The organism is Candidatus Goldiibacteriota bacterium HGW-Goldbacteria-1, from assembly GCA_002839855.1.
Lineage (GTDB): Bacteria > Oederibacteriota > PGYV01 > PGYV01 > PGYV01 > PGYV01.
In genome coordinates this window covers 310687-323824 of record PGYV01000004.1, presented here as the reverse complement: position 1 = coordinate 323824, position 13138 = coordinate 310687, and the positions used below count along the sequence as shown (strand labels likewise).

The window sequence follows — 13138 nt, the reverse complement described above, 5'->3', positions numbered from 1 at the left end:
TAATTAAAAACAAAGAGGGATAAATGGCGGGGATAAAGCGCTTATCAGGCGTTTTTTTGTGTTTGTTTTTAAGCGTGTCATTATTTGCCGCCGGCGGTGTTGGGCCGGATTTTTTAAGGATATCTCCCCCTGCCAAGGCAGCCTCTTTTAGCGGCGCTTACTGCGCCGTACCGCACGACATTAATTCACTTCTGTTTAACCCCGCAGGCATCGCGGATTTAAAACTTATGGAAATTACGCTTTCCCACTTTGCCTCGTTTGCCGATACCAATTATGAATACGCGGCACTGGTGATTCCGCTTAAAAACGGCGCCGCAACGTCTGTCGGTGTCTTTATGGATTATACCTTTGATTTTGTAGAAATAGATGAATTTGGGGATGAATGCGGCAATGTGGAAAATTATGACGTGATGGGTTTAATTTCTTACGCTCAGCCGGTTTTCGCGGGGATATACGCGGGCGCCACATTTAAATTCTTTTACAGCAAACTTTACGTGTACGACAAGATAGGGTTTGCGGTGGACGCGGGGGCAATGGTTAAAATAGGGTCCAACCCGGACACTTACGGCGGAATATCAGTACAGAACATCGGCTGGCAGCAGGCGTATATTAAAATAGCGGATACAATGCCGATAAATATAAAAGCCGGAATCAGCACTTCATATGATATATCGCAGGAAGTAAATATAGGGGCTTCTGTTGACGTAAACCGGCTGTGGATAAAAGACGAACTTCCCACGCTTGATTTGGGGGCAGAATGCACAATGTTTAACATACTGTGCGCCAGGGCAGGATACGGCTTCAGGCACGATGCCGCCAATTTAAGCATTGGCATCGGGGTGCTTTTAGAAAAAGTAAAGTTTGCCTACGCGTACCAGCCGTTTGACACCCTTGGAGCCACCCACAGGATAAGCCTGGACCTGCTGCTGGAATAATTGGAACTAATTTAAGTTATATTCTGTCATATAGGCAAGGGTAATAATAAAGCAATAACGGAGGATATAAAATGAAAATAAAAAAAGCACTGATAATGATTCTTGCGGTTTTTATAATGCTTGCAGGTACGGCATACGCGGATGCAAAAATAAATTCTGTCACCATGAATCCTGCAAACCCCACTTTTGGAGATGCAGTAACAGTCACAATTGATTATTGCGCGGATCCTTACAATAGCAATCAGATGGCACTTGCAATAAGCAGCCAGCCGGAAAGAACAACTGTGGGTTATACGGGGGTTGGGCAGGTATTTGTAATAAGTGAAAAAGGACTTGATGTCCCGGCTGAAAATCCTGCAGATATAGTGACCGGTGATATAGATTACCTTGCCAATACTAGTGAAGGGTGGATGGAAACATTTCCCTGTACGGATTGTACAGGAAGCGGAGGGCGGAGTTACGTAAAAGAATATGTAATACATATTCCTGAAAAAGATATGTATCCTCAATGCAATATTTCAGAGATGTATCTTCATTTGGTGATGAAAAACGCTAATTTAAGAGATTCTGAATGGGTCGTTGCAGCGGATTGTTCATCGGAATCCCTGACCTGGACACCGGCTGTATCGCCGGCGGATTTCTACATTAGTACATCAGTTAATGGGGTTCTTAAAATGCCCGGAGATCTTGTGCTGTATGAAATTAACTATGAGTATTCCAACGGGCCTTTAAGTATCTCGGCAGTAATACCGGGAAGCGGAAATCTTGAATTTGTGGAATGCGGGCCGGGGACTATAAGCGGTGGAGGGGTGACACAGCCCGCGGTAGGTTCAACTTCCGGAACTGTTGGATGGGTATTTCCAAACAGGACAGGCGTTCCGGGGCCGGCAAAAGGCACAGCTTACATATTATTAAAAATGAAAACCCAGATGACACCAGGGACAAATGTATCGCTTACTGCGCAGGGGCAGATGAATGCAAGTGTTAAAGCGGCGGCAGCAAGCACAGTAGTTGCGCCGGTGGCATTCTCCATCACAAAATCACAAAGCTCAGCGCTTTTGATGCCTTATAATACCGTAACCTACACGCTTACTTATCAGCTTGAAGATTCACTTGGGCTCAGGGCTTTCAGAAATTTTGATAATTTTAACCTTGGCGATACATACAATAATCCTTCAGTGCCGGCCGGGTGGTCAAGCTTAAGTAATAATGGAAGCTGGGAAATTGTTGAAACCTGCAGCCCCGGAGATTATGCTATTAAGGGAAGTTCCAATGCTTTTGTATATCCAATAATGGCACTTTCCGGTTCTGATGCTGAATTTTGTGAAGGCGAGATTTACGCGGAAACAATGATCGCAGCTTCTTATGAAGGTGCCGATGCCAATATTGTTATCAGGCAGAACAACAAAAGCACTGCCGAAGAATTAAAATCATATTCGCTTGTATTATCAACTGATGATTTTATCGGTTCTAATTCAGGCGGAAATATAGGATTTCAAAAATGCGATGGTTTAACCTGTTCCTGGCCGTTGTCTGTAAATGTTCAGCCTGTTGACAACAGGCAGTGGTACAGCGTAAGAATTCAGGTGCCGCAGGGCAGCCCCTATACCTTTAACGCAAAAGTTTGGCTAAGGGGGGACCCGGAACCCGCGGGCTGGATGATATCATGGACAGACCCTTCACCGTCGGGCTTTGAATGTAATAACGGTGATACATGGACGCCGGGCGTGGTGCAGCAGGGCGGGGATCAGTACTTTGTAAATGATACATACGATAACTTTATGGTATTTGGGCCGGCTACAGGTTCTATTACAGCAGGTTTATTTGACACGCTGCCTGCGGGTATTTCATATTTAACTTCGGCAGCGACACCTGTTATAGTAACAGGCCAGCTTATGCAGTGGGCTGTAGAATTATCAAATAATCCCGCCACTTTCACATGGATGGGTATGGCAACTTCCTGCGGAAATGTCACAAATCAGGCGGGCCTTGCAGTTACCGGCAGCGGAACAGAATATTCAAACAGCGTGGTGCTTAATGTGCCGTGCCTATCTACAACGACAACATTTACCCCCACAATAACAATCACGCCGTCTGCGGAGTGGACGAAGACAGTTACGCCGACATTCACACCTACTATTACGTATAATTTGACACTTTCACTTACAAATACTAGAACCAGAACACCAACGGTATCAGCAACTTCAACGCCGACTACAACAAGAACTCCGTCACCCACGGTGACAATAACAGCATCGGTAGACCTTAGCATCACACCCACGCTTACACCGGTTGCCACTGTGCCTGCTGACAGTTTCCCCGGCGACGATATTATAATTAATCCGCTTCCGGGTGATAACGGAGGAAGAGGTTCGTGTACTGATAATAATGGCAACCTGATAGTTGTTGCGCTGGAATGGGACGATAACTGTACCTGCTACGTTACGGTCCTTTACAGGTATCTGCCGGACGGTTCAATAGACACGTCGTTTGGAAATAACGGCAGAATGGTCTGCCCGGGCCCTTCCACAAAATATGTATGGGGTGATTCCATAACGGTAAAGTGCGACAGCAGCGGAAATATAATTGTGGCTGGTACTGTTGACCCCTGCGGCGGAACCTGCTCGTATGGAATTATTTACAGGTTCCTGTCAAACGGCACCCCTGACACAAGTTTTAACGCGGGCCAGTGCTTCAGGACTTATGGCAGCGGGAATGATTATTTTTATGACTTTGACATAGATTCAAACGGCAGATATGTATGCGTGGGCAAGTCCTGGAACGGCACCGACTATGACGCGTGCGTAACAAGGATAAATCCCAATTCCACACCTGATACCACATTCGGGCCGTTGGGATGCAGAAAAATCCACAATCAGGCGGGCGGCAACGGAAATGACTGCGCGCTTACAATAAAGTGCATTGGCACAGAAATACTTGTATCAGGGTGGAGCGATTCCAATGACCCGGGCTGCACAGGCACGTGCAGGGCAATGTGTACGTGGAAGTTTTTAAATGACGGAAGCCTGGATTCCGCTTTTGGCACAGGCGGCTGCACTTCATATATCAATACTGTGTTAAACCATAAAAACTGCGTGCCAAAGTCCATGATAATAACTGTCGCCGGAAAAATAGTAATAACCGGCTATGTGGATGACGGAAGCGGCTGCACTTTAACGTGCCGTACTTCAATCACAATAGTATTAAATGCAGACGGCACTTTTGACACAGGTTTTGATTCGGACGGCATATTAACAGCCGGCCCGGGGGAAGAAATAAGAAGCGTAATAGAAATAGACGGAAAACTTGTGATTCTTTATGTAAGGCATAACGGAAGTGATACGGACTGCGTTGTAAAGCGCTTTAATATGGACGGCACGCTAGATACCACTTTTGGAACAGCAGGGGAATGGGTATATGACTCCGGCTATGATGATGAATGTTATTCTATATTGCGCCTGACTATCTGCAGGTTACTGGTAACCGGTCACACAGCATCGCTTACCACGGGTTATGACCAGGTTATCTGGAACATAGAAGATATGTGCCCGCCGCATACACCCACATCCACTATTACACTTACTGCTGTATTATCGCCAACGTTCACGGTTACACCTACTGCAACAGTAACCCCAACCACAACTGTTACAAAAACCGCGACAACAACCATAACAGCAACCGCTTCTTCAACGCGTACTTTCACCTGCACAGTCACACAGACTTCTACAATTACTGTAACAATAACCCCGACATTTACCCCCACAATGACTATTACCGCACAGCCAACGTTAACATCAACGCCGCTTCCGTGCGACGGGGTGACGCCGCCGTCATTTACGGTAAAGATGATTTTTAATCCCGAACATACTGACAACATTTATTTCCAGATTACTTCAAACGTACCGTTAATGAACCCTCCGTCAATTGATGTTTACCCGCACGGCGGAACAGAAAATAAAGACGTGCTTTCTTTTGTAAGCACACTTGTCCCGGGACAGGATATGGTCTATCGTGTGCTTTATCCCAAGCAGACAGGGTTTGGCGACATAGACAGGATTGTGGTAAAAGGGCAGGATATCTGCGGTGTATGGGGCACAAGCAGCGGAAAATTTGACAAGGAAGTCATATCTGAAAAAGACATAAAGATATTCAATAACGTGATAGAGCCGGATAAAGGCGAAAGAGTCACAATAATGTTTAATGTGTATTCCGGTGACAATGTGAAGGTTAAAGTTTACACAAGAACCGGCGTGCTTGTGGCGACGCTCTTTGACGGGGTCATAACACAGGTGGGGACAAAAGAACTTTATTGGGAAGGCAAAAATGACAACGGCAATATAATAAACAGCGGCACATATTTAATAACCGTAGAAACATCCCATTACAAAGCAACTGAAAAAGTAGCGGTGGTGAGATAAGGCAGAATTTTAGATGCTTGGAGGCTTAGAGGCTTAGAGGCTTGGAGGCTTAGAGGCTTGGAGGCTTAGAGGCTTGGAGGCTTGGAGGCATTGGTAGACGCGGGTCTTTAGCCCGCGGCAGTTAAAGACATTCTTTAAAAGAAAGTAGTTATATATAAATATATCAGTAATTGTTTAGATGTAATGTTAAACTGTCCTTGCAATTTTCGCTTGTATGCCGGTTTCAACCAAGCATCCAAGCTTCCAACCATCCAAGCGTCATGTTTTCAAAGCGTCATGCTTTTCCAAGCATATAAGCCTCTAAGCGTCCAAGCATCTGATTATTTAGAAATCTTCAAAACATCCACAAATCCCCGTGAGCCGTCTTTCATTTCAATAAGTGCGGAAACATTTGATGTGCTTAATACCTTTACTTCATCGCCCGGGTTTAAGGTTCTAAACGGCACGGCGCCTGTCAAAGCCGGGGAAAGCCAAACATCAACCGGCTTATCCGAAGTTATTACGGATTGTTTTCCAGCCGGCGCGTCATCCTTTTTTACCGAAGCGGATGAAGCGCAGCCTGCCGCCATAAAACCTAAAATTATCAGTAAAACCATTATTTTTTTCATTGTATTACCTCCTGTTTTTTATGATTCTATAGGTGTGCAGGTGAAATGTAAATAGTTATTTTGTCTTTATGTAATTTATAATTGCAGGGCGCGGCAGTTGACGTTAAATTAAGCTATAAACAGTTATAAACATAGCGATTTAAGCTATAGGCAATTAAGCTATAGCGAAAAATTGTTTTTAGGTTTTCGTTTATGCTTAATTGCTTAACTGCTTATAGCTTAAGTTTTTCCCTCCGTTCTTTACCCTTGATTCCACACCATTTCGGTGATAATATAAAATTCATACCGGGATTAAATTAACCTTGACATTGACGTCAAAGGAATATATAATTATCACAAGAACGGTGATAAACTAGGAGGCAGGAATGAATGTATCAACAAAGGGCAGGTATGCTTTAAGGGCTTTGACTCATCTGGCAGAGTCCTATTTAAAGAACAGCAACAAGCCTGTCTCCATAAAACATATATCAGAAAGGGAAAGTATATCCAACAGGTACCTTGAAAATATATTTGTCACACTGCGTAAAGCTTCCATTATTACAAGTGTAAAGGGCGAAAAAGGCGGATTTATGCTTGCAAGGGCGCCTAAAGATATTTCGGTTTATGATGTACTGGAAGCGGTTGAAAAAGGCGTGTCGCCTTCAAAGTGCGTAATGAACATAAAACTGTGTAACAACGCCCCAAAATGCGGCATAAGAAAGGTATGGGTGGGGCTGGATAAAGTGATAAGCGGTTATTTAAAACAAACTAAACTGTCTGAAGTTGCGGAAAACCACACGCCTCAGCAGTGAAATAAGGAGATACTGATATGAAAATACATTATCTGGACAATAACGCGACCACAAGAATGGATGATGAAGTTTTAAAGGCAATGATGCCTTACATGACTGATAATTACGCCAACGCGTCGGGCGTTTATTCTTTCGGGCAGGACGCAAGAAAAGCCGTGGAAGAATCACGCGCAATTGTCGCTGAATTTTTTAACGCTGCCGACAGCAGGGAAATAATCTTTACTTCCGGCGGGACAGAATCTGATAATATAGCCGTTCGCGGCGCGGCGCTGGCTAATTCCGCAAAAGGCAGACATATAATAACAAGCGCCATTGAACACCACGCTGTATTAAATGTCTGCAAGGCGCTTGAAAAAGAGGGTTATGAAGTCACATATCTTCCCGTGGACAAATACGGGGTTGTAAATCCGGAAGATGTAAAAAAAGCCATAAGGCAGGATACTATACTTATCTCAATTATGGCGGTAAATAACGAAATTGGCACAGTTGAACCCATTGCTGAAATAGGCGCAATTGCAAGGGAGCATAAGATTATATTTCACACCGACGCGGTTCAGGCGGCGGGCAAATACCCGTTAGATGTAAAATTAATGAACGCCGATTTAGTCTCTATCTCCGCCCATAAATTCTACGGCCCTAAAGGCATCGGCGCGCTGTACATAAGAAAAGGCGTAAAGGTTTCCCCCATAATGCAGGGCGGCCACCACGAAAACAGAAAGAGGCCCGGCACTGAAAATATAGCCGGTATTGTAGGCCTTGCCAAAGCGTGCAGCCTTGCCATGGAAAGTTTTAAGCATCCCGAAGCGCATGAAAAGATAAAGCAGCTGCGCGATAAACTGCATGCGGGCATATTTGAAAAAATTCCAGAAGTAATATTAAACGGCCATCCAGAAAACAGGGCTGAAAACACCCTTAATGTCAGCGTGAAATTTATTGAAGGCGAAGGGATGCTTATACAGATGGACTTTGAAGGCATATGCGCGTCATCCGGCTCTGCCTGTACTTCAGGTTCGCTTGACCCGTCGCACGTGCTTCTGGCAATGGGGCTTGACCACGGCACAGCGCACGGCAGCATACGTTTCAGTTTAAGCAAATATACCACGCAGGAAGACATAGATGCGGTGTTAAAAACGCTTCCGCCGGCGGTTGAAAAATTAAGAAGCATGTCGCCATTTTGGAAAAACAGGGATAAAAATTAAAACAAATATACAGATGGAAAGGGAGAATTAAAAATGGAAAAAAATGAAATGATTGCAAAGATCAAGGAACTAAAGGTAAAAAAAGGCGCGCTTATAGTCGCGCACAACTATCAGATACCGGACATTCAGGATATCGCGGATTTTACCGGCGACTCTCTGGAACTGGCGCGCAAAACAGCGGCGGCGCCGGAACAGTTAATAGTATTCTGCGGCGTAAAATTTATGGCAGAGACCGCAAAAATTCTTTCTCCTAAAAAGAAAGTATTAATCCCCAGAATTGACGCGGGATGCCCTCTGGCTGATACAATTACAGTGGAAGAGGTAAAAGAATACCGTAAAAAATATCCAAACGCGGCTTTTGCAGGTTATGTCAACACAAACGCCGAAGTAAAAGTACTTCTGGATGTATGTGTCACATCGGCAAATGCCATAGACGTGGTTAAAAAACTTCCCCAGAAACAGGTGGTCTTTCTTCCTGATAAAAACCTTGGCTATTGGGTAAAGAAAAGTGTTCCTGAAAAAGAACTTATTATTCATCAGGGCGGATGTATTGTACACCGCCAGTTTAATAAGGAAGATGTAATAAAGTCGCGTGAGGCTCATCCGGGAGTAAAGATTTTAGTACATCCGGAATGTGAACCTGAAGTGGTGGATTCTGCGGATGTAGTGGGGTCAACATCCGGCATGATAAAGTATGTAAGGGAAAGCCCGGACAAACAGTTTATAATAGGCACGGAAGAAGGGCATATACACAGGCTTAAAAAAGAAAGGCCTGACGCTGAATTTTTCTCCCTTGGCAGCGCTAAAGTATGCGTGAATATGAAAAAGACCAGGCTGTCAGACCTGCTTGCCTGCCTGGAAGAAGAAAAAACGGAAATTATACTTGATGAAGAAACCATAATAAACGCAAGAAGGCCGATAGAAAAAATGGTAGAACTGTAAATAAAAAAGAGGTGCGATATGAAATACTCCGAAAAAGTAATGGAACGGTTTAAAAATTTAAAGAACATGGGAAGAATTGACAATGCGGACGGTATTGGCAAAGTGGGCAACGCCAGATGCGGCGACGTGATGTGGATATATATAAAGGTGGATGACGGCATAATCACAGACTGCAAGTTTGAAACTTTCGGCTGCGTGGCCGCTATTGCCACGTCTTCAATGGCCACAGACCTTGTAAAAGGAATGACGGTTGAAAAGGCGCTTGAAGTTACAAATAAAAGCATAGTGGAGCTGTTAGACGGGCTTCCGCCTGAAAAACTGCATTGCTCTGTACTTGCGGAAGACGGCATAAGAAGGGCGATAGAAGATTACAACAGAAGAAAGCAGGGGCTGCCGCCCCTTGCGGAAAAAGAAGATGACGGCCATGACCACGGCCACGAAGGCGAAGAAGAGTAAAAAGTGAAGATTATAATAGGAATGAGCGGCGGCGCGGATTCCACGGCCGCCGCCTGGCTTTTAAAACAAAAAGGGCATGAACTTACCGGAATAACCCTTTCCTTATGGGATGAAGCTTCCCGCTGTTGTAACCTTGATGATATCATGGACGCCAAAGCTGCGTGCGCGAAACTGGGGATACGGCATTACACGCTTAACCTGAAAAAAGAGTTCAGGGAAAAAGTGGTGGAACCGTTTATTAATTCCTATCTTTCCGGAGAAACTCCCAACCCGTGCGTTTTATGCAATGAAGAGATAAAATTCGCGGCGCTTTTAAAAAAAATGAAAGAATTATCATATGATAAAGCGGCAACCGGGCATTACGCCAGAATCGGCAAAAAGGCGGGGCAGCTTGTGCTTAAAGCCGGAAAAGACAAAAGTAAAACACAGGAATACTTTCTGGCGCGCCTGAAAAAAGAGGAACTTAAAGACATTATATTTCCGCTTGGGAACATGGAAAAAAAAGAGATAAAAGAGATAACAAAGCATCAGGGGCTTTTAAGGGAAAAGCCGGAAAGCCAGGAAGTGTGTTTTCTGCATGGAAACGAAACGCCTTTTGACTTCATAAAAAGGCAGCGGGGATACACCGGGGAGGCGGGCGGGCTTTTTGACGGGGATAATAAAAGATTAAAAACACTGGACACACCTTATTTTAATTACACAATAGGGCAGCGAAAGGGGCTTAATTACAGCGCCGGGCACCCTGTATATGTGACAAAGATTGACGCGAAAGAAAAAAAGGTATTTATAGGCAATAAAGAAGAGGCTTTTTCCTCCGCGTTTGAAATAGATTCGCTTAACCTGCTTTATGATGACGGTATAAAAGATTTTGCCGCGAAAGTTAAGATAAGATACCTGCACAAGGCGGCATCTGCAAGGGTAAAAATTACCGGCAAAACAGCCGTTATTACTTTTATAAAACCGCAGTTTGCGGTGACACCCGGGCAGCTTGCTGTTATTTATGCGGGAAATACGGTTATTGCAAGCGGGTTTATTGGCGCTATGCGCGGTTAGAGGTAATGAAATAGAAGAGAAGTGTTGAAGGCATTTTTTTATGTGCTATAATTAGTGGCAGATAAAACTATCATAAAAGGTGAGTTAAATGCCGGCGAAAAAGAAAAAAACTTCACGAGGGGTAAGCGAGAAAGCGGACAAGGATATACTTCAAAAAATCCTTAAAATAACAGAAGATATCCACAATATAAGCGATATTGACATCCTTCTTGATAAAATTCTTTTTGAAGTCAGAAAATTCACAAATGCCGAAGCAGGCACTATTTTTCTTGTTGACGGCAATATTCTGCGTATCAGTTATACCCAGAATGAAGTCCTTTTCGGGAAAAGCATTTCTAACAGGTATAAATACCTTAATCATGAAATCCCAATCAATGAAACTTCCATGGCGGGTTTTGCCGCTTTTAACGGGGAAATGCTTGTGGTGGATGACGCGTACAAAATAAGTTCAAAAGAAAAATACTCCTTTAACAAAGATTTTGATATTTCTTCAGGATACAAAACACAGTCGGTGCTTAACATGCCGCTTAAAACCGCAAGAAGCAGGGTTATAGGCGTCATGCAGATAATTAACGCGAAAAATGACATGGGTAAAGTGGTGCCTTTTTCCGAAGAGGATCAGCTTTATATCTCTTATTTTGCCAATGACGCGGCGATTGCCATTGAAAAAGCGATAAGCACAAGGCAGATGGTTTTAAGGATGCTGCGTATGGTTGAATTCCGCGACCCCAAGGAAACCGGCGGACATGTAAACAGAATGGGCGCGTATTCTGTTGAAATTTACCACCAGTGGGCAAAGGACAGGGGCTTTCCTCCGGAACTTATAAGGCGTTTTAAGGATAAATTAAGAATAGCTTCCATGCTGCATGATGCCGGAAAGATTGCCATACCGGACAGTATATTGAAAAAACCCGCGAAGTTAACCCCTGAAGAATTTGGTACGATGAAAATGCATACTATTTTCGGGTACCGGTTATTTGAATCCAAGGATTCGGAAATTGACGCCATGGCAGCGGAAATAGCCCTTGCGCACCATGAAAAATGGGACGGCACAGGATACCCGGGAAGGGTTAAAGATGTGATGACCTTAAAAAAACTGGATTCCGAAAGCGGCAAGACAGACCTTGAAATTCCCGTAACAGGAAGAATAGTGGCGGTGGCGGATGTATATGACGCGCTGGTATCAAAAAGAATTTATAAGGAACCCTGGGATGAAACAAGGGTAATTGAATATATAAAAGACAATTCAGAAAAACATTTTGACCCGGAAGTAGTGGACGCTTTTTTAAAGGTGTATGATGTCATAGCCGCTATAAGGGATAAATATACGGAAGATACAGAACAGGAAGAACAGGCGCCAAATCCGGATTCGGTGAAAGATTAAATTCGATATTGCAAATGAAACGTAAAGTTGTATAATAAAAATACGGGGCAGGCGCTTTTTTCCCAAATACCCCCCTCCCAAACCCCCTAAGTGCCTGCTCCTACTAAATTTTAGTTCTTAAAAAGAAATTAATAGAGAATAAAGTATTAAGGCAGGGGTGGCTGGTAATAAAAACAGTCTGAGATTATACCCTATGAACCTGACGCGGATAATGCCGCCGCAGGGAGCTTATAAATTTAAAAGCCCCTGCAAAACAGGGGCTTTTTTGTTTTTAAGTGGTTGGTTTTTTTTTAATATTTGGTTTTGTTTTGGTAGACGCGGGTCTTTAGCCCGCGCGATTTTGTAGTGATGGTGTCTAATGTAGAGACGCAACATGTTGCGTCTTGTTTTGACATTATCTTGTTGTATTGGTTGGAGCGAGCATGCGAGCGGAAATCCCGGCGATGAAGCAAGTTTACGAGCGTAAGCAGGCGGGATAGCCGCACCCTTTAGGGTGCGTGATTTTGATTTGGAAGGTTAGATGCTTGGAGGAATGGATGCTTTGATATGTGGTATTACTTCCGTCCCTCTGTCCCTCCGTGCATCCGTCCCTCGGATTTTCATTTAATGTATAAGGACAACTATGGACACACGTTATGACAGGAACATCAGAATAAAAGAGATAGGTGCTGAAGGGCAGAATAAACTTTTGTCCTCCTCCGTGCTTGTAATCGGCGCGGGCGGCCTTGGTTCGCCTGTCATATATTATCTTGCAGCCGCAGGCACGGGCACAATTGCAATAGCGGACGGGGATGAAGTTGAAGTAATAAATTTAAACAGGCAGATACTTCATTTTGAATCTGACCTTGGGCGGCTTAAAACAGATTCGGCCGCTGATAAAGTAAAAAAACTTAATTCTAAAGTTAAAGTTATCTGCCATCCGCAAATGATAAACGCGCAGAACGCGGCGGACATAATATCACAGTATGATTTTATAATAGATGCGGTTGATAATTTTGCGGTTAAGTACCTTATTAATGACACCTGCGTGAAATTAAAAAAACCGTACTGCCACGGCGGCGCGCTGGCGTGGGGCGGCCAGTTAATGACATATACACCCGGGCAGGCGTGCTTAAGGTGTTTTATGTCAAATGTGCCGGCCGGCGATGACGCGCACACATCAATAAACGACGGTATATTGGGAGCTGTTGCGGGTAATATAGGGACGCTGCAGGCAATGGAAGCGGTGAAATACATTACTAACGCAGGCACCCTGAATACAGGGCGCATGCTGTTTTTTGACGGATTAAAAATGCAATACAGGGTGTTAAATATTACTAAAAAACAGGGATGCACCGCCTGCGGCGGATAAA

10 protein-coding genes and 1 riboswitch are annotated in these 13138 nt (G+C 44.1%); of the genes, 9 read left to right on the top strand and 1 reads right to left on the bottom strand.

From position 1 onward, the window contains the following. The first annotated feature begins 23 nt into the window (after window positions 1-23). Both CVV21_05245 and CVV21_05240 read left to right on the top strand, forming a co-directional pair. On the top strand, window positions 24-935 hold the full coding sequence (locus tag CVV21_05245; protein ID PKL92159.1) for a hypothetical protein: 912 nt from the start codon (window positions 24-26) through the stop codon (window positions 933-935). A 71-nt stretch (window positions 936-1006) separates the two neighbouring features. Then, a complete protein-coding gene (locus CVV21_05240; GenBank protein ID PKL92158.1) occupies window positions 1007-5353 on the top strand; it encodes a hypothetical protein in 4347 nt (1448 codons plus the stop codon). Window positions 5354-5673: 320 nt separating this feature from the next. Here the strand turns inward: CVV21_05240 and CVV21_05235 are convergent, their stop codons facing one another. Beyond that, window positions 5674-5961 carry a hypothetical protein gene (locus CVV21_05235; protein PKL92157.1) on the bottom strand — a complete coding sequence of 96 codons (288 nt, stop codon included), beginning with the start codon at window positions 5959-5961 and terminating at the stop codon, window positions 5674-5676. A 365-nt stretch (window positions 5962-6326) separates the two neighbouring features. On the opposite strand from CVV21_05235, the gene CVV21_05230 reads away from it, so the two are divergent. The 7 genes from CVV21_05230 (at window position 6327) to CVV21_05200 (ending at window position 13137) form a co-directional block, all read left to right on the top strand. Next, on the top strand, window positions 6327-6752 hold the full coding sequence (locus tag CVV21_05230) for a transcriptional regulator (protein PKL92156.1): 426 nt from the start codon (window positions 6327-6329) through the stop codon (window positions 6750-6752). A 17-nt stretch (window positions 6753-6769) separates the two neighbouring features. Next, complete coding sequence (gene nifS / locus CVV21_05225; protein PKL92155.1) at window positions 6770-7951, top strand: cysteine desulfurase NifS; 1182 nt, start codon at window positions 6770-6772, stop codon at window positions 7949-7951. Window positions 7952-7984: 33 nt separating this feature from the next. Continuing rightward, complete coding sequence (locus tag CVV21_05220; GenBank protein ID PKL92154.1) at window positions 7985-8893, top strand: quinolinate synthase; 909 nt, start codon at window positions 7985-7987, stop codon at window positions 8891-8893. A gap of 18 nt (window positions 8894-8911) precedes the next feature. Beyond that, complete coding sequence (nifU, locus tag CVV21_05215; protein ID PKL92153.1) at window positions 8912-9349, top strand: Fe-S cluster assembly scaffold protein NifU; 438 nt, start codon at window positions 8912-8914, stop codon at window positions 9347-9349. A 3-nt stretch (window positions 9350-9352) separates the two neighbouring features. After that, the gene (locus CVV21_05210; GenBank protein PKL92152.1) at window positions 9353-10402 is read left to right on the top strand and encodes a tRNA 2-thiouridine(34) synthase MnmA; all 1050 of its coding nucleotides are present in this window, start codon (window positions 9353-9355) and stop codon (window positions 10400-10402) included. An 88-nt stretch (window positions 10403-10490) separates the two neighbouring features. After that, window positions 10491-11786, top strand: coding sequence for a metal-dependent phosphohydrolase (locus CVV21_05205; GenBank protein PKL92151.1), 1296 nt, complete (start codon window positions 10491-10493; stop codon window positions 11784-11786). 143 nt (window positions 11787-11929) lie between these two features. Then, window positions 11930-12029: riboswitch (TPP riboswitch) on the top strand. Window positions 12030-12408: 379 nt separating this feature from the next. Further along, complete coding sequence (locus CVV21_05200; GenBank protein ID PKL92150.1) at window positions 12409-13137, top strand: adenylyltransferase; 729 nt, start codon at window positions 12409-12411, stop codon at window positions 13135-13137. Window position 13138 lies beyond the last annotated feature (1 nt).

Coding starts and splice junctions, on each gene's coding strand:
- CVV21_05235 (PKL92157.1), bottom strand. CDS start 5,961: ATGAAAAAAATAATGGTTTTACTGATAATTTTAGGTTTTATGGCGGCA.
- nifS (PKL92155.1), top strand. CDS start 6,770: ATGAAAATACATTATCTGGACAATAACGCGACCACAAGAATGGATGAT.
- CVV21_05230 (PKL92156.1), top strand. CDS start 6,327: ATGAATGTATCAACAAAGGGCAGGTATGCTTTAAGGGCTTTGACTCAT.
- CVV21_05200 (PKL92150.1), top strand. CDS start 12,409: ATGGACACACGTTATGACAGGAACATCAGAATAAAAGAGATAGGTGCT.
- CVV21_05245 (PKL92159.1), top strand. CDS start 24: ATGGCGGGGATAAAGCGCTTATCAGGCGTTTTTTTGTGTTTGTTTTTA.
- nifU (PKL92153.1), top strand. CDS start 8,912: ATGAAATACTCCGAAAAAGTAATGGAACGGTTTAAAAATTTAAAGAAC.
- CVV21_05240 (PKL92158.1), top strand. CDS start 1,007: ATGAAAATAAAAAAAGCACTGATAATGATTCTTGCGGTTTTTATAATG.
- CVV21_05220 (PKL92154.1), top strand. CDS start 7,985: ATGGAAAAAAATGAAATGATTGCAAAGATCAAGGAACTAAAGGTAAAA.
- CVV21_05205 (PKL92151.1), top strand. CDS start 10,491: ATGCCGGCGAAAAAGAAAAAAACTTCACGAGGGGTAAGCGAGAAAGCG.